Source organism: Phycobacter sedimenti (assembly GCF_038148855.1).
In the GTDB taxonomy this organism is placed as follows: Bacteria; Pseudomonadota; Alphaproteobacteria; order Rhodobacterales; family Rhodobacteraceae; genus Phycobacter; species Phycobacter sedimenti.
The window spans coordinates 119,074-143,154 of record NZ_JBBVGR010000011.1 but is presented as its reverse complement, the minus strand read 5'-3'; the positions used below and the strand labels follow the sequence as shown (position 1 = coordinate 143,154).

Genomic DNA, 24,081 nt, shown 5'->3' with positions numbered 1-24,081 from the left:
CCATCCCGCATCAGCTCAGCCACCGCTTGCGGCGGCGATAGGAGCGCACGTCGCGGAAGCTTTTGCGACCCTCATCGGACATGCCAAGGTAGAATTCCTTGACGTCAGGGTTTTCGCGCAGCTCGGCAGCCGGGCCATCCATAACCACGCGGCCCGATTCCAGAATATAGCCATAGTGGGCAAAGCGGAGAGCCACGTTGGTGTTCTGCTCGGCCAGAAGGAAGGTCACGCCTTCGTTCTCGTTGATCGATTTCACGATGCCAAAGATCTGCTCCACCAGCTGTGGCGCCAGACCCATGGAGGGTTCATCCAGAAGGATGGTTTCGGGGCGGCTCATCAGCGCGCGGCCCATGGCCACCATCTGCTGTTCGCCGCCCGAGGTATAGCCCGCTTGCGATTTGCGACGCTCTTTCAGGCGCGGGAAGTAGCTGTAGACCATCTCGAGATCGCGCTGGATGTCGGCCTTGCTGTCGCCGCGCGTATAGGCGCCGGTCAAAAGGTTCTCTTCGACGGTGAGGTGCTCGAAACAGTGACGGCCTTCCATCACCTGGATCACACCCTTGCGCACCACATCGGCGGGGTCCTGTGCGTGCATGTCCTGACCACGATACTTGATCGAGCCCTTGGTCACTTCCCCACGTTCGGAGTGCAGCAGGTTGGAAACCGCCTTGAGCGTGGTCGTCTTACCGGCTCCGTTGCCGCCCAGAAGCGCGGTGATCCCGCCTTTTGGAACCTTCAGGCTGACGCCCTTCAGCACGAGGATCACGTGGTTGTAGATCACCTCGATATTGTTGACCTCAAGCAGGGTCTCGGCCTGCACATCGGTGGTGTTTGCTGCATCGAGCATCAAAGTTTGTCCTCATGCGGTCACGGCCTGTTGCGGCCTGGTCCGGTTCGGTTTGCGACGTCTGTCAACTCGCAAACGCCCGGATCGGTGTCTCTTCGAAGGTGGTGCGGCAGCACGCCGCCGCACCGGATTTCTGATCCCGCTCCCGCCTTGGGAAGGAGCGGAAAAGGCTTACTTACAACGGCCTTCGATGTTGTTTTCCGAAGCATAGGACGCCGAGTCGGCATCGATCAGCGGCTGGATCACGGAGGTATCCGTCTTCTGGAAATCCGAGATCAGGCTCCAGGTCTTCGTGTCCGCATCCCACTGGGTCATGCCGACGAGGCCGGGGCCACCGTGGTTTTCACAGGAAACGTTGAAGGACGGGCCGAAGTAGGGCATGCCCAGCGAGGACATACGTGCCTCGGGCATTTCCAGCGCTTCCATACCGTCGCGCATCATCGCCGGGGTGATGTCCTTCACGCCGTGGATTTCCTGTGCGGTCTTGGCGGCTTCGACAGCCAGCATCGCCGCATACATGCCACGGTTGTAAAGAACGTTACCGATCTGATCGCCCGCACCTGCGGCCAGCCCCTTGTCCACGACATATTTCTGGATGTCGTCAAACACCGGGAAATCACGGCCAACGTTGTGGAAGGTCACGGCCTTGTAGCCGTCAGCCTGTGCGCCGGCAGACAGAACGTCATGCTCGGCACCGGACCACCAGACGCCAATGAAGTTTTCCATCGGGAACCGAACGTTTGCGGCTTCCTGAATGGCAACCTGGTTCATCACGCCCCAGCCCCACATCACGACATAGTCTGGACGGTCGCGGCGGATCTGCAGCCACTGGGACTTCTGCTCCTGACCGGGGTGGTCAACGGGCAGGGTCGACAGCTCGAAGCCGTGCTTCTTGGAAAGCTCTTCCAGGGTGCGGATCGGCTCTTTGCCATAGGCAGAGTTGTGATACAGCAGGGCAATCTTCTTGCCTTTGATGTCACCGCCGTTGCTGTCCAGCAGGTAGGTGATGATGCCAGAGGCGCCATCCCAGTAGTTTGCCGGGTAGTTGAAGACGTTGCCGAACACCTTGCCGTTGGCTGCCGAGGTCCGGCCATAGCCCATGGTGTGGAGCGGGATGCCGTCAGCGGCGGTTTTCGGGATCAACTGATAGGTGATACCGGTGGACAGCGGTTGATAGATCAGCGCGCCTTCACCCTTGGTGGATTCGTAGCATTCCACACCCTTTTCGGTGTTGTAGCCGGTCTCGCACTCGATCAGGCGCGCCTTGACGCCACCAATGCCGCCGTCACGCTCGTTCACCAGGGTGAAGTAGTCGGCATAGCCATCCGCGAAAGGGATGCCGCCGGCAGCATAGGGGCCGGTACGGTAGCTGAGCGACGGGAACACCAGGTCCGCCATGGCGGGGCCTGCGGCCATCAGCGCACCCAGCGCCAAGGTAGTCAGTTTCAGTTTCATCGGGTTAAATCCTCCCATTGGTCTCATCCGATTGGTTTGATGCGGGGCGTGGAACTTGGCTCTTCTTGGTGTCCCCGCGTCGATCTGCCGGTCCCGCATCAGTGCGGGAAAGGCCAGAGTCTCAGTTTTTCCTTGGCCACGCGCCACAGCTGGGCCAGCCCGTGCGGCTCCACGATCAGGAAGAAGACGATCAGCGCGCCGACGATCACCAGCTGGAAATGCGCCACGATGTCGGTGGGCCAGCCCATCATGTCCACCCCGATCACCTTGAGCACGACCGGCAGCAGAACCAGGAAGGCCGCGCCGGCGAAGGAGCCGAAGATCGAGCCCAGGCCGCCGATGATCACCATGAACAGCACCAGGAACGACTTGTTGATGCCAAAGGCCTCACCTACTTCGACGGCGCCGAGATAGACCGCAAAGAACAGCGCGCCCGAGATGCCGATGAAGAAGCCGGAGACGGCAAAGGCGGTGAGTTTCGCCTTGAGCGGGTTCACCCCGATGATCTCGGCGGCGATGTCCATGTCACGGATCGCCATCCAGGTCCGCCCGGTGGTGCCGCGAGTCAGGTTACGGGCCACGATGGCGCAGAAGGTCAGGAAGATCAGGCAGAAGAAGTAGGTTGCCCAGGACGAGGCATTCGGGCCGGTGATGATGATGCCGAAGAAGTCACGCTCAGGCGCGTTGATCTGTCCCGAGGCCGAGTAGTTGTAGAACCACGGCACACGGTTGAACAACCAGACCAAGAAGAACTGCGCCGCCAGCGTTGCCACCGCGAGGTAGAAGCCCTTGATGCGCAAGGACGGCAGGCCAAAGGCCACGCAGACCAGCGCCGTGATGCCACCCGCCAGCAGAACATGGATAAACATGCTCACCTCTGGGAAGGCCGTCATCAGCTTGTAGACGGCATAGGCCCCCACCGCCATGAAACCACCTGTACCGAGGCTCACCTGTCCGCAGTAACCGACGAGGATGTTCAGACCGATGGCCGCGATCGAGTAGATCAGGAACGGCAGCAGGATCGCATTGGCCCAATAGTCGTTGATGATAAAGGGGATGACCAGAAAGGCCACGGCCAGCACCACATAGTAACGGTAGCGATCGAACTTGATCGGAAACGTCTGGCTGTCGTCCTGATAAGAGACCTTAAAGTCCCCGGCTTCACGGTAGAACATGCTCTAGATGCTCCCTTTTTCCTGCGCGCGGTTGCGGGCCGCTGCGTCCAGTTGATTTGTCTTCTTCGCATATCCGCTGGCCTCGGCCATGCGGGCCAGTCGCAGATAGGCGAGGATCCCTGTAAAAAGACCGACGGCGGCCAGAAGGGCGGAGATCACGACCTGTGTGTCGGTGAAATCTCCGGAGGTCAGCGCCAGGTAGCCGAAGGCCCAGAATCCGGACCAGGCGATCACATTGACGATGGCAATGAGCTTCTTCATGCGTCTTTCCTCCCTTCTTAGCCTGCGTTCAGTCTCCTGCGGTGCGGCCCCATCCCTCCCCGAACGGAACCGCCCTTGATGTCAGAGGTCTGCGTCAGACCCTTTCGATGATCTTCTCCCCGAATAGGCCTTGCGGGCGGAACACCAGGAACAGAAGCGCCAGAACGTAGGCGAACCAGTTTTCGGTGGCGCCGCCGACCATCGGGCCGATGGCGAATTCAAACAGCTTCTCGCCGACACCGATGATCAGGCCGCCCACGATGGCGCCGGGGATCGAGGTAAAGCCGCCGAGCATCAGAACCGGTAGGGCCTTGAGGGCGATCAGCGACAGCGAGAACTGCACGCCCGATTTGGTGCCCCACATGATGCCCGCAACCAGAGCCACGAAACCGGCAACCGACCAGACCAGAACCCAGATGAAGTTCAGGGAGATACCGACCGACAGAGCCGCCTGGTGATCATCCGCCACGGCGCGCATAGCGCGGCCCTGCTTGGTGTACTGGGCAAAGATCACGAGGCCCGTCACCAGGAGCGCCGCCACGATGGTCGCCACGATGTCGAGGTTGTCGATGAAGAATCCGTAGCCAAAGATGTTGTAGGTCTTCTCGTCGATCCAGAGATTGATGCCTTGCGGGATGCCGACGTCCAGCGTCTTGATCTCGGAGCCCCACATTAGGTCGGCCACGCCTTCCAGGAAGTAGGCCAGACCAATGGTCGCCATGAACAGGATGATCGGCTCCTGACCCACCAGATGCTTCATCACCAGCACCTGCACCAGCCAGGCCAAAAGGACCATCACCGCCACGGTCAGAAGGATCGCGATGAAGGACGGGATCGTCCAGCCAAAGTGGGTGATGTGGCCACCGAAGATCGCGTTGATCAGATGCGCAAAGGGCACCTGACCGTTCATGATCCCCACAAGCGTCATCGCCGCGAACAGCGCCATGACGCCCTGGGCGTAGTTGAAGATGCCGGATGCCTTGTAGATCAGGACAAATCCGAGCGCGACAAGCGCATAGAGCACGCCGGCCATCAGACCGTTGAGCGTGACTTCCATCGCAAAAATCAGTTGTTCAGGCATGTTTCGCCTCCCTCAAGCCGGTCTGATGGTCAGTCATGCGCAACGCCGAGATAGGCGTCGATCACATCCTGGTTGTTGCGGACCTCGTCCGGCGTGCCATCGCCGATCTTCTTGCCGTAATCCATCACGACCACCCGGTCGGACAGATCCATCACCACGCCCATATCGTGTTCGATCAAGGCGATGGTGGTGCCGAATTCATCATTCACATCAAGGATGAAGCGGGACATGTCCTCTTTTTCCTCGACGTTCATGCCCGCCATCGGTTCATCCAGAAGGAGCAGGCTCGGCTCGGCCGCAAGGGCACGCGCCAGTTCCACCCGTTTCTTCAGACCGTAAGGCAGACGTGCCACCGGGGTTTTGCGGATGTGCTGAATCTCCAGGAAGTCGATGACCTTTTCCACCACTTCGCGGTTCTCGGTCTCTTCCTTCTCGGCCTTGCCCTTCCACAGGGCCTGGCTGAACAACCCCGTCTTCATGTAGTTGAGCCGCCCGGTCATCACGTTGTCCAGAACGCTCATCCCTTCAAACAGGGCGATGTTCTGGAAGGTGCGCGCGATGCCCTGACGCGCAACCTCGTAGGGGCGCATCTGCGGGCGCGGCTTGCCCTGATAAAGGACCTGACCTTCCTGCGGGATGTAAAAGCCCGAGATCACGTTCAGCATCGAGGACTTGCCCGCACCGTTGGGACCAATGATCGCGCGGATCTCGCCCTGGCGGATGTCGAACGAAATGTCCTTGATCGCCACCACACCGCCAAAGCGCAGAGTGATGTTCTTCATTTCCATCACCACGCCGCCAATCTTGCGGCCGTCCTCGGTGACGTATCCTTCTTGCATGTCTTTCACGTGCCCAGCCCCTTTTTCTGGCTGCCTGTCTTTGTCGCGCGGATCATCATTCGGCTGCCACCTGCTGAGGGGTTACCGGGACAACCTTGGCATCCATGATTGTCAGCGTGGCGCTGATCGCACCCTTGCGGCCGTCCTCGTAGGTCACCTCGGTGGTGGTCGAGATCTTCTCGGATCCGTCGTAAAGCGCGCTGATGATATCGGCGAACTTGTCCTCGACGATGCGGCGGCGCACCTTTCGGGTGCGGGTCATCTCACCGTCGTCCGCGTCCAGTTCCTTGTGCAGCACGACAAACCGGTGCACCTGGCAGCCCGACAGCATCTCGTCGGCGGCGACGGATTTGTTCACCTCTTCCACATGCTGGCGGATGCTTTCCAGAACCCGCGGATGGCCCGCCAGTTCCTGATAGGAGGCATAGGCGATGTTGTTGCGCTCGGCCCAGTTGCCCACCGCCGTGAGGTCGATGTTGATGAAGGCGACGCAGCGGTCCTTGCCGTTGCCAAAGAGCACAGCTTCAAGGATGTCGGGATAGAACTTCAGCTTGTTCTCGACATACTTGGGGGCGAACATCGCGCCGCTGGCCATTTTGCCAACGTCCTTGGCGCGGTCGATGATGCGCAGATGGCCGCTATCGGTCTCGATGAAGCCCGCGTCGCCTGTTGCCACCCAGCCTTCTGGATCCTTGGTCGAAGCGGTGGACTCGGCGTTCTTGTAGTATTCCACAAAGACGCCCGGCGAGCGGTAGAAGATCTCGCCACTGTCATCAATGCGGATCTCGACATCGGGTGCAGGCACGCCAACGGTATCGGCGCGCACTTCACCATCGGGCTGCACGGTGATGAAGACCGTTGCTTCGGTCTGACCGTAAAGCTGTTTGAGATTGATCCCCAGTGAGCGGTAGAAATCAAAGATCTCGGGGCCGATCGCTTCACCCGCGGTATAGCCGACCCGGATGCGACCGTAGCCAAGCGTATCTTTCAGCGGGCCATAGACCAGAATATCACCCAGCTTGTATTTCAGCCGGTCCATCAGGCCGACGGGCCTGCCGTCCAGAATGTCGCCGCCAACCTTCTTGGCGTGGGCCAGGAAGTGGTGGAACATCTTGCGCTTCAGATTGCCTGCGTCTTCCATGCGGATCATGACGCTGGTCAGCTGGCCTTCGAACACGCGCGGCGGAGCAAAGAAATAGGTCGGCCCGATCTCGCGCAGGTCGGTCATCATCGTGTCCTGGCTTTCGGGGCAGTTCACGCAGAAGCCGCACCAGTAGGCCTGGCCGATTGAGAAGATGAAATCGCCCACCCAGGCCATCGGCAGATAGGACAGGATATCCTCGTTGCGGGTGAGCCCATCGAAATCGGCCGAATTCTTGGCGCTTTCAATCACGTTGCGGTTCGAGAGAACCACGCCCTTGGGCTTACCGGTGGTGCCCGACGTATAAAGCATCACGCAGGTGCTGTCGTAGGTCAGTTTGCCCCGGCGTTCTTTCAGGTCCGTGATCCACTCGTCATAAGCCGCACGCCCCTGTTCCTGCACATGGCTGTACTGGTGCAGGGTATGGTGGTCGTATTTGCGCATGCCGCGCGGATCGAGGTAGATCACATGCTTCAATTCATGCAGCTGGTCCTGGATCTCAAGAACCTTGTCGACCTGTTCCTGATCCTCTGCGATCACATAGCGCGCACCGCAATGGTCCAGCACATAGGCCATCTCTTCGGCGGCGGAATCGTTGTAGACCGGAACCGGGACCGCACCCACTGACTGAGCGGCAACCATCGACCAATAGAGGTAAGGACGGTTGCGCCCGATGATGGCGATGAAGTCGCCTTCCTGAACACCGAGGTTGATCAGGCCAAGAGCCAGCGCCTCGATCTCCTTGGCGGCTTGCGCCCAGGTCCAGGCTTGCCAGATGCCGAATTCCTTTTCCCGATAGGCGGGCTGATCGGCAAACTCGGTGGCGTTACGTTCAAGCAGCGCCGGCAGGGACTGAAGTCCCGCGGCGCCCGACTGCGTCTGAGCCAATTTTATCTCCTCCCTTTCCGGCCTCCCCCGGCCGGACGATCGCTGTGCCGCGATTCTGGTCCCGATTAGGACCTGCCCCAAGGTAGTGCGTCAACTTTTTCCTGATGTTTTCCCAAATCTTACGAATTGTAACAGGGACAAAAGATCTTGTTTGGGCCTGTTTCATATCGATTTTTCCACGGCTTCCCTGCAAACACCGCAGCATGATGACGCAGCTCTCCCGCGCCCGCAGGTGTCTTTCGACCCCTTGGCGGCCTTGGGCCCGGCGCCGCGCGACGCGCGGCGCCGGGCCCAACTGAGGAGGTGTTTTCGCAGAAAATTCCGGATCAGGCGGGAGCGCCCCCCGTGCCTGAATGATTGACATGACCGAAAATGCGGACTTCAAAGCCCGCTGCTGCCCTTTGCCACGCTTCGGCAGAGTGCTAGCCAAGGGTCGGGAGACAAGATGAAACACTCGGACAAACAGCGCGCCGCGATGACGACAGCCGGGCTCAACCTGATCGCCCAGGCATTGTCGATCTATGACAGCGACCTGCGTCTGGCCGTATGCAACAGGCGTTTCAAAGAAATGTTCGCCCTTCCCGACAGGCTGGTCACGCCCGGCGCGCGGTTCGACGACACCATACGCCACATCGCCGAAAGCGGGGAATATGGGCCCATCGAGGATATCGACGACTTCGTTCAGGCCCGCGTCGAACAAGCACTTGCCTTTGTGCCGCACTACCTTGAGCGCACCCGCGCCAACGGACAGGTCATTTCGATCGAAGGAGCGCCCCTGCCCCGGGGTGGCTGGGTTTCGGTCTACACGGATATAACCCGCACCAAACGGGTGGAGCTTTTGCTGCGGGCCCGGTCCGAGGAAATGTCAGACCGGTTGATCACCCACACCGAAGAACTCTCGGCCGCCAACCGCAAGCTCGCCGCCACCAACAGCGCTTTGGAAGAGGCCAAGCGCCAGTTGACCGAGATCGAGGCGCGCACCCGTCTGACCACCGAAATGATGCCGGCCCATATCGCCCACGTGGACAGCGAGGGCTATTACACCTACACGAACCGACGGCTGAGTTCGGTCTTTCCCAGCCGCCCCTCGGACATCCTCGGCATGCATATCTCCGAAGCACTAGGGCCTGCCGCCTTTGCCCGGATCGAGCCACATCTGATGGCCGCCTACAAGGGCAGCAGCCCGGTCTTTGAATTCACCGAAGAACACGGCAGCCGCCGCATCCGTGTCGCCTTCACCCCGGACAACAGCGGCGGCGTCTTCATTCTGTCGATGGACGTGACCGAAGAAACCCAGGCGCGCGTCGCCCTGCAACAGGCGCGCCGACGAGAGATGGCCGCGCAGATGACCTCGGGACTGGCGCATGACTTTTCAAACCTTCTGACCATCATCCTTGGCATGCAGGGCAAGCTTGCGAAAATGGACCTGCCGCCCGAAGCGGAGGAGTTGATCCAGGGCACCCTGTCGGCAGCGCGGCGCGGCGGCCGACTGCTCAACCGGATCGGAGAGATGACCGGCCAGCGCACCCTGCGCCCGCAGGCGACCGACATGCACGTGCTGCTGAACGAGCTGAAGATCCTCGCCTCCCCCTCTTTGCCCCAAGGCATTGGCCTCAGCATTCTCGACAACATGCCAGACGTCCTGTTGCTGCTGGATGCGGGCAAGCTGCAGGATGCTCTGCTGAATCTGATCCTAAATGCCCGGGATGCCTGCGGCGCCACCGGGCAGATCACCGTCAGCGCCCATGCGGTCGGGCAGACCTGGCTTGAGATCGCCGTTACGGACACTGGCCCAGGCTTTTCGCAAGAGGCGCTGAAACAGGCGCTGAACCCCTTCTTCACCACCAAGGGCAGCGAAGGGTCGGGGCTCGGCCTGCCAACTGTCTATGACATGGCGAAATCAACCGGCGGTGACATGCGCATCGGCAATACGGTTTCGGGTGCCAGCGTCACGCTGCGCCTGCCCTACCGGCTGGCGCCCGACGCCTCGGGTGGAATTGCCCTTCTGGTCGAGGACAGCGAAAGCCTGCGTGCCACCTTCCGGGACATGCTGATCGATCTTGGCTATTCGGTGATCGAGGCGACCGGCGTGGACGAGGCCTCGGCCCTGACGGCGGATATCCCCGATATCGCCCTGGTCCTGTCGGATATCCGCCTGGAAGGAGAGGCAACAGGCATCGATCTGGCCGACCGGCTGGCAGGCTCTCGCCTGCCTTGCATCCTGATGACATCCCTGCCACCGGGCGATGCGCTGCACCGCGCCGCCCTGCAGCGTGGCCCCGTTCTGCAAAAACCCTTCACCACCCAGCAGCTTTCGGCGCTGATCAAACCGGAGACCACATCATGAGCGCGCCTTTAGTGACCATCCTGGACGATGAGCCTGAAATCCGTCGGATCCTGACCGAAACGCTGGAGGACGCAGGCTTTCGCACGCAGAGTTTCTCTCGCGCGCGGGAATTCGAGGCCTCGCTGAAACGGGTTACGCCGGATGTCTGCCTTGTTGACCTGTCGCTGCCCGACACCGACGGCTTAAGCCTGGTGCACAGGCTGGCGCTGGAACAGGGCGCGGCGGTGATCATCATCTCCGGGCGCGCACAGGTGCAGGACCGGGTCACAGGCCTGGAACTGGGTGCGGATGACTACATCACCAAGCCGTTTGACCCCACCGAAGTGGTCGCCCGCATCCGCGCACGCCTGCGCGGCGGCCCGCGCGCGCAAATCACCAGCGGCAACACGGCTTGGTTTTCCGGCTGGACCGCTCATTTTGACCGCTATGTCCTGGAAGACGAGGACGGCGCAGAGACGCCCTTTTCACATGCCGAAGGGGAAGTGCTGCGCCTGTTCCTTGAAAGCCCGAAACGGCTGATTTCACGGGCACAGATGCAAGAGGCGCTTGGCGGGGCGGCAGGGGACAGCTTTGACCGGGCCATGGATGTGCGGGTCTCACGCCTGCGCACCAAGCTGCGTGAGGATCCCAAGAACCCCCGTCTGATCAAGACCATATACGGTGCGGGCTATATCTTCCTTGGAGACGTGAACTGGACCTGAGAGCCGGGACGCATCAAGATTCTGCGGGCTTTTCCCGCCCGTCGCTTCTCCCGCCCGTCGACTGCGTCTCTGCGAGACGCGCCTCCCGTTGGGCCCGGCGCCGCTGACGCGGCGTGGAACGGTGGCAAGTAGACGACTAAATCGATACTCAGCCTGAAGTTCAATCCTCGTACCGAGGCGCACTTCTCTCCCCGAGGACCGATTCGCGTCAGCGGCGCCGGGCCCAACGGACGCCGGGCTTGTCAAAGCCTGGCAACGGGCGGGAGTAGCTCCTTGATTGATCCCCTCTTGCCGCCGCGAATCGGTCCCGGTAAATTCGTCCCATGACCACCTGTCTGCTCTATCGCCAAACCCCCAGACGCCCATCGCGGTTTTACCGGATCGAACTGGCCATGAACCTGTTTTCAGAGGTTTCCGTTGTTCGCGAGTGGGGCGTTTCAGGGCGCAATGGACAGTCCGTGATCAACATATACGGCAACCTGCGTGAGGCCTCTGTCGCTGCGGACAAACACCGAAACCGCATGCTCAAACGCGGCTACGACCGGGCGCATATGCAAGCAATGGCAGCCGAATAAACCGGGCTCCGCGCCCGCGTAGATCACAGCGCGTGGGCGGCTTTTGCAAGCACCTCAAGCCCCAGAACCAGATCCGCTTCATCTGTGTCTTCGTCAAACGCGTGGCTGATCCCCCCGATCGAAGGCACGAAGAGCATTCCGCTGGGCATGACCGTCGCCACATTGGACGCATCATGCAAAGCGCCCGAGGGCATCTTGCGCCACTGCCCGGGCGCCAGTTCCTCGGCAGCGGCGGCCAAGGCCGCTTGCAGCTGCGCGTCCATGGCCGTGGGATCGATACCCATCACGGCTTCCAGCTCCGCCACGATGCCATAATCACGGGCAATCTCGCTACAGGTGTCGCGAAGGATTTTCTCCATGACCTTCAGACGCTGCTTGTCGGCGTCCCGCCATTGGAAGGTGAAAACAACCTTGCCAGGCACGACCGATGATGCGTTGGGGTGCAGCGCCACATGGCCCAAGGTCCAGACCGTCGCGGGCGTCACAACATCCGCGAACCTTTCATTCATCCGCATGTTGAAAGCCGACAAAGCCTGGAAAGCATCCCTGCGCAGGTGCATGGGCGTTGTGCCCGCGTGGTTCTGGCGCCCGCTGAAGGTGATCTGAACATTGCGAATGCCGACGATATCTGTGACCACACCAATCCGGTCGCTGGATGCATCCAGCACTGGCCCCTGTTCGATGTGCATTTCGAGATAGCCCGTGAACTGGTCATGCGGCACGGTCCTGTCCGCCCCTGTCTTCATCCGTTGGCGCGCCGACCGCAAGGTCTGGCCACTGCTATCTGTCAATTGATCCGCTTCGGACATCGGCAAGCGACCTGTCCAGACATCAGAACCAGTAAGAACGCCAAAGCGCCCCTCTTCATCCTGAAAGCTGACAACGGAAATAGGCGGCCCGCCCGTTTCCTTGCTGGCCCGGGCGATCTCCAGCCCCGCAATGACGCCCAGCGCCCCATCAAGCCAGCCGCCTTCGGGCTGGCTGTCGCTGTGCGATCCGATCAGCAGCGACTTTTCCCCGGCCAGACCGAACAGGTTACCAAGCGCATCAAAGCGAACCTCCAGCCCAGCCTCCTGCATGCGGCTCGCAAGCCACCGGCGTGACGCAATTTCAACCGCGCTAAAGGCCGGTCGAACCACCCCTTTGCCAACGCCAGACGCCCCAAATGATCTCAAAGTATGCAGGTCGGCCAAAAAACGCTGGGGACTGATGGTCATCCCGGAGGTCTCCTTCACTTCCGGCGCACCCTTTCTGAGTGGCCGTAACGCATTTCGCGTCCTGATTTACACATCTCCACAATTCATTAACCTTTTGCAAGCTGCACCTTACGCCGATTTTTCAACCGACAGGACCGCCGCGCGCGAAAAACCGACCCGCACCTGAAACCTTTCTTCCATGTCGGGGATCCCTCGCCTAAGAGTCTCGGCAAAGACCACTGGAGCACCCGTCATGTCTCATATCACCCTGATCCGCCACGGCCAGGCCAACACCGAGGCGCGCGATGAACACAGCTACGACCGCCTCAGCGATTTGGGCCACCAGCAGGCTGCGTGGCTGGGAGAACACCTGCGCGCCAGCGGCGCCAGCCACCCGCGCATTTACTGCGGCACCCTCACCCGACATATCGAAACCGCTGCCGGTATGGGCTTCACCGCAGAGGTGGTTCAGGATCCCCGTCTCAATGAAATGGAGTACTTTACGCTGGCGCAGGCGATGGAGGCCCAATACGGACTTTCGATCCCGCAGGAGCGCGAAGGCTTCATCGCCCATTTGCCACAGGTTCTGAGCGCATGGGCCGAAAACAAGATCGACGACGCCCCCGAAAGCTGGACAGATTTCGAAACCCGGACCCAGGCGGCCCTGACCGAGATAGCGGCAGGAGATGGCCCAGCGCTCGTCGTCACCTCAGGGGGGCTGATCTCCATGGCAATGCGCCAGGCCATGGCGCTGGATATCAATGGTATGTCCCGTATGGCGCTGGCGATCATGAACACCTCCATGCACCGGCTGTTCCCGATTGGAGGCCACTGGTCGCCGGTGCTGTTCAACGCGGTGCCGCACCTTGAAACACCGGACAGACACTACGCACAGACCCATCTTTGACCCTTTCAAAACAAGAGGACGGAACATGCAGCTCTTTTACGCTCCCGGTACGATCTCCATCGCAGTCGCCATCGCCCTCGAAGAGGCGGGCCTAGCCTATGAACCGGTGAAGGTGGATTTCGCCAGCGCCGAACAGACGAAACCCGCCTACCACAAGGTCAACCCAAAGGGTCGCGTGCCCGCGCTGGTGGTCGAGGACAGCATTCTGACGGAGACCGGCGCCCTGCTGGACTATGTCGCGGATCTCGCGCCCGAGGCAGGTCTGCGCCCCGAACACCCGCTGCAACAGGCCCGCATGCGCGAGGTGATGTACTACCTTGCCTCTACCATGCATGTGAACCACGCCCACAAGATGCGCGGCAGCCGCTGGGCGACTCAGCAATCCTCGTTTGACGACATGGCAGCAAAAGTGCCGGAAACCATGGCCACCTCTGCCGCTTACATCAGCGAAAACGGGCTGCGCGGCCCCTTTGTGCTGGGGGAAAAAATCTCCCTTGCGGACTGCTATCTATTCGTGGTCTGCACCTGGCTTGAAGGAGACGGGGTATCAATTGCGGACTACCCCAGGATCCAGGAATTCATGACGGCGATGGAACAGCGCGCCTCGGTCCGGGCGGTGCGCGCCAAATCCATGCTTTGACAGACGTTTGAGGGAATGAAAGAGCAATGACTCATCTCTGGGTACGGGCCGAGCAGCGCCCGAACGAAGAACGGGTAGGGCTGACCGCCGAGGGCGCAAAGGCGCTGATCGAGGCCGGGATCAAGGTCACGGTCGAGGAAAGCTCGGTCCGCGCCCTGCCCCTGCAGGGCTATGTGGATGCAGGCTGCGAGATCGCGCCGGAAAACAGCTGGCCAGAGGCACCCAAGGACGCGATCATCTTCGGCCTGAAAGAGCTGCCCGAAGACGGCACCCCCCTGCCGCATCGCCACATCATGTTCGGCCATGCCTTCAAGGGGCAGCATTCCGGCAAGGCCCTGCTGGAGCGGTTCCGCCAGGGCGGCGGCACGCTTTACGATCTCGAATACCTGGTTGACGAAAGCGGCCGCCGGGTTGCGGCATTCGGCTATTGGGCCGGCTATGCGGGCGCGGCGGTGACCCTGAAGTGCTGGGCCGCACAGCAACGCGGCGAGACCTGCGGTCCCGTTGGCGTCTACAAAGACAAGGATTCCCTGATCGCCGATCTGGCGGCCGAACTGTACAACGTGGCAAACGCCCGGCCCAACGCCATCGTGATCGGCGCTCTGGGGCGTGTTGGCACAGGTGCTGCGGACCTTTTGGAGACCATGGGCGTCGTTGTCACCAAATGGGACATGGCAGAAACGGCCCACGGTGGCCCCTTCCCGGAAATCCTTGAGCACGATCTGTTCCTTAACTGCATCTTCGCGCGCCCTGGCACCCCGGTCTTTGTGCCTCAATCAGCGCTGAGCGCGCCGCGCAAGCTGACCGCCATCGGCGATGTCGCCTGCGACCCGGACAGCGATTACAATCCGGTGCCGGTCTACAACCGCGCCACCACCTGGGAGGCACCTGCCCTACGCGTGGCAGAAGATCCGGTGCTCGATGTGATGGCGATCGACAACCTGCCCTCGATGCTACCGGCCGAAAGCTCGGTCGACTATGCCGAGCAGCTCTTGCCGTCGCTACTGACCTTGGGCGATCTGAACGCGGGCGTCTGGGGCCGGGCCAAGACCACCTTTGACGAGCATATGACCCCCTGATGGAACTCTACATCGGATATCTGGCCGGAGCCCTCGGAACCATCTGCTGGATCCCTCAGGCCTGGCGTGCCTGGAGCACACGGGACACCTCGGGCCTGTCGCTTGCGGCCAATCTGTTGTTTCTGCTCACCGTATCGCTCTGGCTTGCCTACGGGCTTATGGTGGGCGACATGCCATTGATCCTGGCCAACTTCTGCGCCTTGCTGATTGTGCTCTGCATTGTCGCGGCCAAACTGAAATACAAATAAGAGGGAGTGACACTCATGACCATTCACTGGTGCGGAACCGGCCTGTCGGCCATCCCCGGCCTGCGCCGCCTTCTGGAGGCGGGCCATGACGTTGCGGTCTGGAACCGCACCCCGGAAAAAGCACGCGAGGCGGTGGGCGATCTGACCACCAACATTCACGCCTTCTCCATTTCGAACCTGGCCCAGATGCTGAGCGCGGCGGATGTCGTCGTCTCGATGCTGCCCGGTGACTGGCATGTGGAGCTGGCGGAGCTGGCGATCTCCAAGGGGGCGCATTTCGTCTCCTCCTCCTACATTGCACCCGAAATGCGCGCGCTGGACGACAAGGCCCGCGAAGCAGGCGTGGCGCTGGTGAACGAGGTTGGCCTTGATCCCGGCATCGATCACCTGATGGCCCATGCGCTGGTGCACGACTACAAGGCCTCCGACGCCTATGATGCAGGCAACCATATCAGCTTCATCTCCTACTGCGGCGGCATTCCCAAAACGCCGAACCCCTTCCGCTACAAGTTCAGCTGGTCGCCCCTGGGCGTTCTGAAGGCGCTGCGCTCCCCCTCGCGATCGGTGCGGGACTACTCCGAGCTGCGCGTCGACCGCCCCTGGGACGCGATCAGCAGCTATGACGCGCCGCTGCCCACGCCCGAAAGCTTTGAGGTCTACCCCAACCGCGACTCCCTGCCCTTCATGGCGCAATACGAGTTCGAAGAGGCCTGGCCGGTGAAGGAATTCGTGCGCGGCACACTGCGCCTGAATGGCTGGTCCGAGGCCTGGGCCGATGTCTTTAAAGAGGTCGAAACCCTCGAAGGTGAAGCAGGCGATGCCCGCCTCAAGGAAATGTCCGACCAGTTCTGGGACGAAAACGCCTATGACGAGGGTGAGCCGGACCGGGTTGTCCTCTGCGTCAGCCTCAAGGCGGAAAAGGACGGCGAGGTGGTCTGGCACAAGACCTATGTGATGGACGCCTGGGGCGACGCACGCGGCACCGCCATGGCCCGCCTTGTGTCCTACCCGGTCAGCTTTGCCATCGAGGCGGTGATGAACCGTCAGATCCCCGCAGGCGTTCACGCCGCCCCCAGCGATCCCAAGCTGATCGAAGATTGGATGGGCAAGATCGGCGCCCTGGCGCAGCACCTTGAGGTGATCGACCACACCGCCTGATCCGGCCTTTCAGCGACACGAAAAAACCCCGCACCAGAGCCAGCCCTTTGCAGTAGATGTTGCTGTAAAGGGCTGGGAGTCTTTCTGGGCAACATTTTACGACGGATCAGCTCTCAAAAAATTCTTCGGGAACTGACTCCGATCAATGCTTGCTGTGCGGACTAAAGTGAGCTTTCGCTGCGCTTGCTCCAACGTCGGCTTTCGAATGGGCCGCGAGATAGCTGAAAACACGCGCGCTAGTATTGTCAGGTACTCTCTGATGCTGCCTTAGTGCCTACGAGTCGTTCAAGTCGGTCCGAAACCTCATTTTCTTTAGACTGCGCCATTTTGGTCCTCCCAAGCATCAAACCTGTGCAGATGAAATACCAACGAAAGAACCACGGAGCGATAATTACCAACCCCCCAAGCCCTAGAATCATGTTGAAGACGACCCCGAAAATTCCCGTGTTCTTAAGCAGAAGGACTGACAAGACGCCAATCGGGATCATTGAGAGGAAGAACCAAAGCCATAGAGTGCCGAATGAGAATAGGGCGAAGTAAGGCACTTTTCGCGCAGCCTTGATCGCCCAAATTTCATGCCTCGCAAACTTCAGTATTATCCAATTAGAGAGTCTCTCAAAACGCGTTGCTTTGCGATTTTCGTTTGTGTTCAATGCAATAATCCAAACAGGGATTGTCTCCACAGGTTTTGAATAGCAGACATTTGTCCCAAGTACAGCATCAGTCAAAGAGGGCTCAAAGCGGTCATTGCCCTCCCAGCGCGCTCCTAATTTGCGAAGGCAACATTTACTGCAACGAGTTGGGCACCAATGGGTCCTTTGGGCTCTAGCCGCCGATATAGGCCATCAGCGTGCTGACAACCAAAGTCGGCGACAGCCAGCGGATCGCGCGGGTGTCGACGGGCTGCCCCTCCCGCCAGGTGCCCTCCACCCGGAGCCCCTCCAGATCGCCTCGGGCGGGCACCCGGTTCAGCAGCGTGAAATCGGCCCGTTTGCCCACCTCCAGGCTACCCACCTCCTCCGCAAGACCCAGCTGAGCCGCCGCATCCAGCGTCAAGGCCTGCAGCGCCCGCTCCACGCTCAGTGCCTGCTCTGCGCCCACAACGGCTCCACTGGTCGAGCGTCGCTCAACCGCCGTGCGCAGGGTGCGTAAGGGATCCACCGGAGAGGCCGGGTGATCGCCATGCACCGCCGTCACCGCGCCTGCCTCTGCCGCCCAGCGCATCGGCATATAGCGAGTGGTCCGTTCAGGGCCAAACAGTTTGGGGAGCGCATCGCCATAGAACCGCACGTGATCGACAAAGAAGCCAAGGCTCACACCTGCCGCCGTGGCGCGGGTGATCTGGTCAGGGGTGATCAGCGCATTGTGTTCCAGCCGGTGGTGCAGTTCGGGGCGCGACACCTCGCGTTGCACGACCTCGAAGGCCTGCAACGCTGCCTCAACCGCCCGCTCCCCCTGCGCATGGACAGCGATCTGATAGCCCGCGGCGTGCAGGGGGCGGATCTCATCCAGGAATCCGTCGGGCGTTATCGACAGGCCCGCCATATGGCTGTGCGGCAGGCCCAGCCTGTCATGGGTCAGATCACTGTCGGCATAGGGATCATGGGTCGCAGCACCGCCCGCAAAGGGAGAGCCATCCATCCAGAACTTCACCCCGACGATGCGCAGATCCCCTGTGGTCTCCAGCGGGTTCTTCTCCATCTGCTCCGGCAGCAGATAAAGCGTCGTGCGCAGAAAATCGGTTTCCTCCGCGACCCGTTGCAACAGGCCAACCGGATCGGGGTGGCGTCCGACAGCGCCGGTGATGCCGATCTGGGTATAGCCCGCCCTCGCATAGGTCGCGTATTGGCGCCGCACCAACAGCTCGACCGCAGCATCGGAAGGCGGTGGCAGCACCGCCATGACCGCGTTGATGGCTTCGAGTTCACGCAAAGTGCCGGTGGGCCGCCCGTCCTCGCCCCGCAATACGCCGTGGCGGCGTTCCGGCCCTCCCTCAAAAGGGATACCCGCAGCGCGCAAGGCGGCAGAGTTCGCATAGGCTTCGTGCATCATCTGGGTCAGCACGATCATCGGCTTTTCAGGTGAGATCTGGTCGAGTTCTTCCAAGGTCAGCGCGTTCAGATCCGGCAAGGCAACCGGATCCCAGCCGTAGGCCACGATCCAGGGCGTCAACCCGCCGCCCTGCGCCGCCGCCTCCAGTGTTGCAATTACCTCGGCCCGCGACAGGTGCGTGAAGGCGGACACATCCGTCACCGCCCCAAGCAGCGCCGCGGCAATGGGATGGGTATGCGGCTCGATCAGCCCGGGAAGCAGTGCTCGCCCTTCAAGATCAAAACGCGCCGCATCGGGCAACGCGCGGCGGGCTTCCTCCAGAGTTCCCACCGCAACGATACGACCACCCGAGATGGCCAGCGCCGCTGCCTCTGGTTGATCGGCATTTAGGGTCAGGATTGGACCACCAGATATGATGAGATCCGCATCAACACGGGGCGGGCGCGCCCAGAAGACATAGGCCACCGCAATACCGGCCAAGGCCAGCGCCAGAAGATGCCTTTTCTTCATAAATCCCCCTGTCACCGGCAAATGCACTGCAGGTGACAGGAGTGTGCGAGAACACCTTGATCCGATCAACACTGACCCAAGGGAAGGAAATCACCCTCGGATCACAGCCACCAAGACGTCTCAGCGCCCAATCACGTCGTCTTCGACATCGCCCACATCAATGCCCAAGGCCTCAAGGCCCGCCTCGATGTTGTCCGCAAGATGCGGCGTTCCGATCAGGTAATCTGCGGTCGGGGTGGTGGCTTCCTCTCGGGCAGTGGCGATGGCTTCGGTCAGTTCCTCGGCCTCGAAACTGCCGCGTCCGATCCACATGACCGCTGTCAACTCGGCCTGATCGTCCATGCTCATCCGCTCGATGAAGGCGCGCAACTCACCCTCGGCGCGATCCAGTTCGCGTGCCATCATTGCAACCTGGGCAACCTTTCTGGGGGAAATCTCCAACATCTGTCATCTCTCCTGCTGTTCGCGTGGATAGCCCCCATCAGACAGCAGTGGCTCCGTCCAGTCTTTGATCTGGGGCAATACCGGGCGCATCCGGGCCCAATTGCCCCCGTGCAAAGATAGCAAGCCCATTGCTGCGCCCGCGCAAATGCACCGCAGGCAGGGCAGACCAACACTCGCGCGCGGGCTCTGCTCCGGCTGCTGCAAACACCGCATCCGATGCTATGATCCGCGCATTGGCGCTGCGGGTCATCTGTTCAAGCCGTGCCGCTGTATTCACCGTATCGCCAAAGACGCTGTACTCCAGCCGCTCTGAATTGCCCACAACACCCGAGAAAACCTCGCCCCAGTGCAGCCCGATCCCGGCCAGAACGGGTGCCTCTCCGGCATTGGCGCGTTCGGTGCTCCAGTCTTCGAGTTCTGCATCAAGGGCATCGACGCAGTCCAGCGCGCGGCAGGCGCCATCCCTACCTTCGAACAGCAGCATGGCTGCATCGCCAATGTACTTGTCGATCATCCCACCGGTTTGCGCAGCCGCCCGCTGCACCCGGCGGCGGAACTCGGTGATGAGGGCGCTGACCTCCTGCGGATCGCGTGCTTCGGACCACTGCGTGAAACCGCGGATGTCGATGAACAGAACCGCCAGTTCCTGCCGCTGGCCCTGTCGCAGTTCCTCAAGGCCGCCATCCGCCAGACGCCCGGCCAGTTGCGCGGGCAGGTAGCGGGTCAGGTTGGTGCGCGCCTGCGCCTCGGTGATAGAGCGATGCAGCAGGGCGCGCATGCGGTAGGCTGCCACCACCAGCACCACCCCCGCCAGCGCGATCATCGAGATGCGGATGATGTTCGGAGGCAGAGACAACAGAAACAGCGCCCGCTCCGCAGCCTGCACGGGAACCTCTTCGGGCTGCCACAGGATCATCAAGGACAGACCCGAGACAATCAGGACCACCGTATAGGCCTGCAGATATGGATTGAACCGCAAGACCGCGAAGGCCAGCACGGTCGGTACCAGCCAGATGGGCGGCAACAGGAAGGTCACGCCACCGGGGAGGGAGGTATTCTCAAGCCCCACCCAGGCATTCACCAGCAGAAAGGCACAGTCCAGCGTTACACCAGTCCAGATCATCCAGCCCCGAAACAGGCCCCGACGCGCCCGCCACAGTGTGAACAACCCCAGCAAGAGGTAGGAAAACATGGTCGCCAGAGCGAAAAGCCATTGCCTGCGCAGATAGTCTTCGACCGTCTCCACGCTATCCCAGACGGTCAGAAAGAAGATGGCAAACAGCCCCAGAGACACCCCGATCCGCAACAGGGAAACCACCCGTTCGGCGTCGACCTCTGCCCGCCGCAACAGCTCCCGATCTGGCGACAGGCTGCTCATCGCTCCGGCTGCTCCAGCGGGACCACGGTTCCGCCTGGGGCTGGTTCGGTCGCTTTCTCGATCTCTTCAAAATCGAAATTGTCGAGCCGCCGCGCCCGTCTTCCGGCCTTGTCGGCGCTGATCTTGATCTCAGCCACATCCTTGGCGGCCTGTGCGAAATGCCGGTCCAAATTGCCTACGCGGTCGCCCAACCGCTCTACATCGCGGTGCAACAGGCCCAGCTCATTGCGGATGGCGCCCGCCTGTTCGCGCATCCGGGCATCTTTCAGGATCGCACGCATGGTGTTGAGCGTCGCCATGCAGGTGGTGGGTGAGACGATCCAGACCTTGGCCGCGAACCCTTCGCGCACAAGATCGGTGAAATTGGCGTGCAGTTCGGCATAGACCGCCTCGGACGGCAGGAACAGGATGGCGCCGTCCGCCGTTTCTCCCTCGATGATGTATTTCTGCGCAATCGCCTGGATATGGGCGCGCAGGGCGGTCTTCATCTGCCGCGCCGCATAGGCCAGTTCATCCTGAGTCTGCGCCCGGCGCAGCGCCTCATAGGGCTCCAGCGGGAACTTGCTGTCAATCACTATGGGACCGGGAGGATTGGGCAAGTCGATCAGGCAATCGGCGCGCTTGCCATTGCTGAGCGTCGCCTGAAACCGGTAGGCGTCGCTGGGCAAAGCTTTGGACACGATATCGTTGAGCTGTATTTCTCCAAATGCGCCGCGCGTCTGCTTGTTCGACAGGATATCCTGCAGCGTCAGCACATCCCCCGACAGTTTGGTGATATTGTCCTGCGCCTTGTCGATGGTGGCGAGCCGTTCCTGCAGCTGCGTCAGCGAAGTCACCGTGCGCTTGGCGCTACCATGGAGGCTCTCCTGCATCCGTTCCTGCATCTCGGCCATGGCGCGGGCCTGTCGCAGGGCATTGTCCGCCAGCCGGTCGTTCATGTGCTGCTGCACATCCGAAAGCCGCGCCTCCACCGTCTGCACCATCTGCACCTGCGCATTTGCCTGCATGTCCGACACATGCTGCAATCCGCCGCGCAGCTGCTGCACCGACTGGCCCAGATACTCCATCTGCTGCGCCAGCGGCGCCACCGCCGAGGCTGCCCGTGCCGAGGCCCGCAAAGACATCACCAGCAAGAGGATCAAAAGCGCCGCAAAGCCGCCGCCGATCAGGATCATCGTCCCGATCTGGTCCATGTTCGCGATGGCCTCTTCCATGCCTTCCATCATGTGCGCCCGAACAGCCGTTCGATGTCAGAGAGCTTCAGCTCCACATAGGTGGGACGGCCATGGTTGCACTGGCCGGAATGGGGCGTTGCCTCCATTTCCCGCAAAAGCGCGTTCATCTCTTCCCCGCGCATCCGCCGACCGGACCGGATTGAGCCGTGGCAGGCCACCCGGCTCAGAATTGCCTCAAGCCGGGCCTGCACCAGCTGGCTTTCGCCCTGATCATCGAGTTCGTCGAGGATGTCTTTGACCATGGCCTCTGCGTTGACCTCTCCCAATATTGCAGGGGTTTCACGCACGGCCACGGCAGTTCCGCCGAAAGCTTCGATCCCGAGGCCGAATTTTGCCAGTTCATCCGCCACCGCCAACAGGCGCGCGCAGTCGTTGTCAGAGAGTTCGATGATTTCGGGGATCAACAGCGCCTGCGCCGCGACACCGTTTTCACCCATCTGTTTCTTCAGCTTCTCATAAACCAGCCGTTCGTGGGCGGCATGCTGATCGACGATCACCATGCCATCGGCGGTCTGAGCGATGATGTAATTCTCATGCACCTGCCCGCGCGCAGCCCCGAGGGGGAGAGCCTCGGGTGGCTGTTCCTGCTTTGCGGGGGGCGCTGTCGGCTCTTCGATCACCTGACCGCTGAAGGCGCTGGCCATCTCGGCAAAACCGCCTGTCTGCTGCGGGGGCTGATAGGGTGGGACTGGAGTGTAATCGGGCCGCTGCGCGGAGTAGGCCGCCGTGCGCGCGCCCATCGAGGGACGGTCCATCTGGTAGACATGCGGCGGTGTCTGACCGCCCGCCTGCTCTGGCCGCATGGCGCCCAGCGTGGCCCCGGCAACGGTGGTGGAGGCGCGATGCCCCGCCTCGGCCAGCGCATGGCGCAGGGAAGAGACGATTAGCCCGCGCGCAAGACCGGGATCCCGGAAGCGGACTTCGGATTTGGCCGGGTGCACGTTCACATCCACCAAAGTCGGGTCACAGTCGATGAACAGCGCCGCCGCCGGGTGACGGTCACGGCTGAGGAAATCGAAATAAGCGGCGCGCAGGGCGCCGGTCAGCATCTTGTCCTTCACGGGCCGCGTGTTCACAAACAGGAACTGCGCCACCGCCGCGCCGCGTGAATAGGTCGGCAGCGCCGCATAGCCATAAAGCCGGAGGCCTTCCCGCGTCGCATCGATCTTCAGCGCGTTTTCGGCAAACTCCCGCCCCAATACCGAGGCCAGCCGCCCGTGCAGCGCATCGAACAGATCCCCGGTCAAAGGATCAGCGCGGAAGGTCACACGCCCTTCTCCGCCGCCCGAGACATCCCGCAGGGTGAAACCAACCGAGGGCTCCGCCATGGCAAGGCGCTTGATCACATCGCCGATGGCCTGCGCCTCGGCCCGGTCGGTGCGCATGAACTTGAGCCGCGCCGGGGTGGCGTAGAACAGATCGCGCAGCTCTACCACGGTGCCCGCGCGCAGGGCGGCGGGCTTCACGGGGACCATCTTGCCGCCCGCCACCCGGATCTGCGCCGCATCGCTGCCTGCTGCGCGGCTGGTGATCGTCAGGCGACCCACGGCGCCAAGGCTGGGCAGCGCCTCGCCGCGAAAGCCGAAGGTGTGGATGTTCAGAAGGTCTGAGCCGTCGATCTTTGACGTGGCGTGGCGCGACAGAGCGAGCGGCAGATCCTCGGCTGTCATGCCGCAGCCATCGTCGGTGACCCGGATCAGCGTCTTGCCGCCATCGGCGATGTCCACCGTGATGCGGGTAGCGCCCGCGTCGATGGCGTTTTCAACCAGTTCCTTCACCGCCGAGGCGGGGCGCTCGATCACCTCACCGGCGGCAATGCGGTTAATGGCGCTGTCGTCCAGCTGACGGATCATGGGGCGCGATTTTTCGCTGATTTGGGGGTCTGGGCTGCTCATACCGCAAAATTTAGCATGGAGCCCTTCGA

At 61.5% G+C, this 24,081-nt stretch carries 21 protein-coding genes; 8 read left to right on the top strand and 13 right to left on the bottom strand.

All coding sequences use genetic code 11. The features are described from left to right. Positions 1-10: 10 nt before the first annotated feature. The 7 genes from AADA15_RS18380 to AADA15_RS18350 all read right to left on the bottom strand — a co-directional run bounded on the left by AADA15_RS18380 (position 11) and on the right by AADA15_RS18350 (position 7,687). A complete protein-coding gene (locus AADA15_RS18380; RefSeq protein WP_341643017.1) occupies positions 11-847 on the bottom strand; it encodes an ABC transporter ATP-binding protein in 837 nt (278 codons plus the stop codon). Positions 848-1,018: 171 nt separating this feature from the next. After that, the gene (locus AADA15_RS18375; protein WP_341643016.1) at positions 1,019-2,302 is read right to left on the bottom strand and encodes an ABC transporter substrate-binding protein; all 1,284 of its coding nucleotides are present in this window, start codon (positions 2,300-2,302) and stop codon (positions 1,019-1,021) included. A gap of 98 nt (positions 2,303-2,400) precedes the next feature. Continuing rightward, a complete protein-coding gene (locus AADA15_RS18370) occupies positions 2,401-3,477 on the bottom strand; it encodes a branched-chain amino acid ABC transporter permease (RefSeq protein WP_341643015.1) in 1,077 nt (358 codons plus the stop codon). Between the two features lie 3 nt (positions 3,478-3,480). Next, entirely contained in the window at positions 3,481-3,738 is a 258-nt protein-coding gene (locus AADA15_RS18365) for a hypothetical protein (protein WP_341643014.1), read from the bottom strand. 94 nt (positions 3,739-3,832) lie between these two features. After that, entirely contained in the window at positions 3,833-4,819 is a 987-nt protein-coding gene (locus tag AADA15_RS18360; protein ID WP_341643013.1) for a branched-chain amino acid ABC transporter permease, read from the bottom strand. A gap of 29 nt (positions 4,820-4,848) precedes the next feature. After that, entirely contained in the window at positions 4,849-5,658 is an 810-nt protein-coding gene (locus AADA15_RS18355; RefSeq protein WP_341643036.1) for an ABC transporter ATP-binding protein, read from the bottom strand. 55 nt (positions 5,659-5,713) lie between these two features. Then, positions 5,714-7,687, bottom strand: a complete 1,974-nt coding sequence (locus AADA15_RS18350) for an AMP-binding protein (RefSeq protein ID WP_341643012.1) — start codon at positions 7,685-7,687, stop codon at positions 5,714-5,716. Between the two features lie 445 nt (positions 7,688-8,132). Here AADA15_RS18350 and AADA15_RS18345 point away from each other — a divergent pair, with 445 nt between their 5' ends. The 3 genes from AADA15_RS18345 (at position 8,133) to AADA15_RS18335 (ending at position 11,310) form a co-directional block, all read left to right on the top strand. Beyond that, positions 8,133-10,034 carry a hybrid sensor histidine kinase/response regulator gene (locus AADA15_RS18345; protein ID WP_341643011.1) on the top strand — a complete coding sequence of 634 codons (1,902 nt, stop codon included), beginning with the start codon at positions 8,133-8,135 and terminating at the stop codon, positions 10,032-10,034. Further along, on the top strand, positions 10,031-10,735 hold the full coding sequence (locus AADA15_RS18340; RefSeq protein WP_341643010.1) for a response regulator transcription factor: 705 nt from the start codon (positions 10,031-10,033) through the stop codon (positions 10,733-10,735). Before AADA15_RS18345 ends, AADA15_RS18340 begins: the two co-directional genes overlap by 4 nt. A 323-nt stretch (positions 10,736-11,058) precedes the next feature. Continuing rightward, positions 11,059-11,310: a WGR domain-containing protein gene (locus AADA15_RS18335; RefSeq protein ID WP_341643009.1), complete on the top strand. Its 252-nt coding sequence runs from the start codon at positions 11,059-11,061 to the stop codon at positions 11,308-11,310. A gap of 23 nt (positions 11,311-11,333) precedes the next feature. On the opposite strand, the gene AADA15_RS18330 is transcribed toward AADA15_RS18335, so the two are convergent. Then, positions 11,334-12,527, bottom strand: a complete 1,194-nt coding sequence (locus AADA15_RS18330; RefSeq protein WP_341643008.1) for a hydantoinase/carbamoylase family amidase — start codon at positions 12,525-12,527, stop codon at positions 11,334-11,336. Between the two features lie 232 nt (positions 12,528-12,759). Here AADA15_RS18330 and AADA15_RS18325 point away from each other — a divergent pair, with 232 nt between their 5' ends. Genes AADA15_RS18325 through AADA15_RS18305 form a run of 5 tightly spaced genes read left to right on the top strand, consistent with a single transcriptional unit; the run spans position 12,760 to position 16,538 of the window. Then, a complete protein-coding gene (locus tag AADA15_RS18325; RefSeq protein ID WP_341643007.1) occupies positions 12,760-13,413 on the top strand; it encodes a histidine phosphatase family protein in 654 nt (217 codons plus the stop codon). A gap of 25 nt (positions 13,414-13,438) precedes the next feature. Further along, complete coding sequence (locus tag AADA15_RS18320) at positions 13,439-14,053, top strand: glutathione S-transferase family protein (protein ID WP_341643006.1); 615 nt, start codon at positions 13,439-13,441, stop codon at positions 14,051-14,053. Between the two features lie 26 nt (positions 14,054-14,079). Beyond that, positions 14,080-15,132 (top strand): saccharopine dehydrogenase, encoded by a 1,053-nt coding sequence (locus AADA15_RS18315; protein ID WP_341643005.1) that lies wholly within the window; start codon positions 14,080-14,082, stop codon positions 15,130-15,132. Next, entirely contained in the window at positions 15,132-15,380 is a 249-nt protein-coding gene (locus AADA15_RS18310; RefSeq protein WP_341643004.1) for a SemiSWEET family sugar transporter, read from the top strand. The genes AADA15_RS18315 and AADA15_RS18310 overlap by 1 nt, the downstream gene beginning before the upstream one ends. 15 nt (positions 15,381-15,395) lie before the next feature. Next, on the top strand, positions 15,396-16,538 hold the full coding sequence (locus tag AADA15_RS18305; RefSeq protein WP_341643003.1) for a saccharopine dehydrogenase family protein: 1,143 nt from the start codon (positions 15,396-15,398) through the stop codon (positions 16,536-16,538). A gap of 825 nt (positions 16,539-17,363) precedes the next feature. On the opposite strand, the gene AADA15_RS18300 is transcribed toward AADA15_RS18305, so the two are convergent. The 5 genes from AADA15_RS18300 to mutL all read right to left on the bottom strand — a co-directional run bounded on the left by AADA15_RS18300 (position 17,364) and on the right by mutL (position 24,052). Next, positions 17,364-19,100 (bottom strand): amidohydrolase, encoded by a 1,737-nt coding sequence (locus tag AADA15_RS18300; protein ID WP_341643002.1) that lies wholly within the window; start codon positions 19,098-19,100, stop codon positions 17,364-17,366. Between the two features lie 120 nt (positions 19,101-19,220). Beyond that, positions 19,221-19,544, bottom strand: a complete 324-nt coding sequence (locus tag AADA15_RS18295) for a DUF3775 domain-containing protein (protein ID WP_341643001.1) — start codon at positions 19,542-19,544, stop codon at positions 19,221-19,223. Between the two features lie 37 nt (positions 19,545-19,581). Then, entirely contained in the window at positions 19,582-20,922 is a 1,341-nt protein-coding gene (locus tag AADA15_RS18290; RefSeq protein WP_341643000.1) for an adenylate/guanylate cyclase domain-containing protein, read from the bottom strand. After that, a complete protein-coding gene (locus tag AADA15_RS18285) occupies positions 20,919-22,145 on the bottom strand; it encodes a DNA recombination protein RmuC (protein ID WP_341642999.1) in 1,227 nt (408 codons plus the stop codon). The genes AADA15_RS18290 and AADA15_RS18285 overlap by 4 nt, the downstream gene beginning before the upstream one ends. Next, positions 22,145-24,052: a DNA mismatch repair endonuclease MutL gene (gene mutL / locus AADA15_RS18280; protein WP_341642998.1), complete on the bottom strand. Its 1,908-nt coding sequence runs from the start codon at positions 24,050-24,052 to the stop codon at positions 22,145-22,147. Before mutL ends, AADA15_RS18285 begins: the two co-directional genes overlap by 1 nt. Positions 24,053-24,081 lie beyond the last annotated feature (29 nt).

Coding starts and splice junctions, on each gene's coding strand:
- AADA15_RS18380 (WP_341643017.1), bottom strand. CDS start 847: ATGCTCGATGCAGCAAACACCACCGATGTGCAGGCCGAGACCCTGCTT.
- AADA15_RS18375 (WP_341643016.1), bottom strand. CDS start 2,302: ATGAAACTGAAACTGACTACCTTGGCGCTGGGTGCGCTGATGGCCGCA.
- AADA15_RS18370 (WP_341643015.1), bottom strand. CDS start 3,477: ATGTTCTACCGTGAAGCCGGGGACTTTAAGGTCTCTTATCAGGACGAC.
- AADA15_RS18365 (WP_341643014.1), bottom strand. CDS start 3,738: ATGAAGAAGCTCATTGCCATCGTCAATGTGATCGCCTGGTCCGGATTC.
- AADA15_RS18360 (WP_341643013.1), bottom strand. CDS start 4,819: ATGCCTGAACAACTGATTTTTGCGATGGAAGTCACGCTCAACGGTCTG.
- AADA15_RS18355 (WP_341643036.1), bottom strand. CDS start 5,658: ATGCAAGAAGGATACGTCACCGAGGACGGCCGCAAGATTGGCGGCGTG.
- AADA15_RS18345 (WP_341643011.1), top strand. CDS start 8,133: ATGAAACACTCGGACAAACAGCGCGCCGCGATGACGACAGCCGGGCTC.
- AADA15_RS18340 (WP_341643010.1), top strand. CDS start 10,031: ATGAGCGCGCCTTTAGTGACCATCCTGGACGATGAGCCTGAAATCCGT.
- AADA15_RS18335 (WP_341643009.1), top strand. CDS start 11,059: ATGACCACCTGTCTGCTCTATCGCCAAACCCCCAGACGCCCATCGCGG.
- AADA15_RS18330 (WP_341643008.1), bottom strand. CDS start 12,527: ATGACCATCAGTCCCCAGCGTTTTTTGGCCGACCTGCATACTTTGAGA.
- AADA15_RS18325 (WP_341643007.1), top strand. CDS start 12,760: ATGTCTCATATCACCCTGATCCGCCACGGCCAGGCCAACACCGAGGCG.
- AADA15_RS18320 (WP_341643006.1), top strand. CDS start 13,439: ATGCAGCTCTTTTACGCTCCCGGTACGATCTCCATCGCAGTCGCCATC.
- AADA15_RS18315 (WP_341643005.1), top strand. CDS start 14,080: ATGACTCATCTCTGGGTACGGGCCGAGCAGCGCCCGAACGAAGAACGG.
- AADA15_RS18310 (WP_341643004.1), top strand. CDS start 15,132: ATGGAACTCTACATCGGATATCTGGCCGGAGCCCTCGGAACCATCTGC.
- AADA15_RS18305 (WP_341643003.1), top strand. CDS start 15,396: ATGACCATTCACTGGTGCGGAACCGGCCTGTCGGCCATCCCCGGCCTG.
- AADA15_RS18300 (WP_341643002.1), bottom strand. CDS start 19,100: ATGAAGAAAAGGCATCTTCTGGCGCTGGCCTTGGCCGGTATTGCGGTG.
- AADA15_RS18295 (WP_341643001.1), bottom strand. CDS start 19,544: ATGTTGGAGATTTCCCCCAGAAAGGTTGCCCAGGTTGCAATGATGGCA.
- AADA15_RS18290 (WP_341643000.1), bottom strand. CDS start 20,922: ATGAGCAGCCTGTCGCCAGATCGGGAGCTGTTGCGGCGGGCAGAGGTC.
- AADA15_RS18285 (WP_341642999.1), bottom strand. CDS start 22,145: ATGGAAGGCATGGAAGAGGCCATCGCGAACATGGACCAGATCGGGACG.
- mutL (WP_341642998.1), bottom strand. CDS start 24,052: ATGAGCAGCCCAGACCCCCAAATCAGCGAAAAATCGCGCCCCATGATC.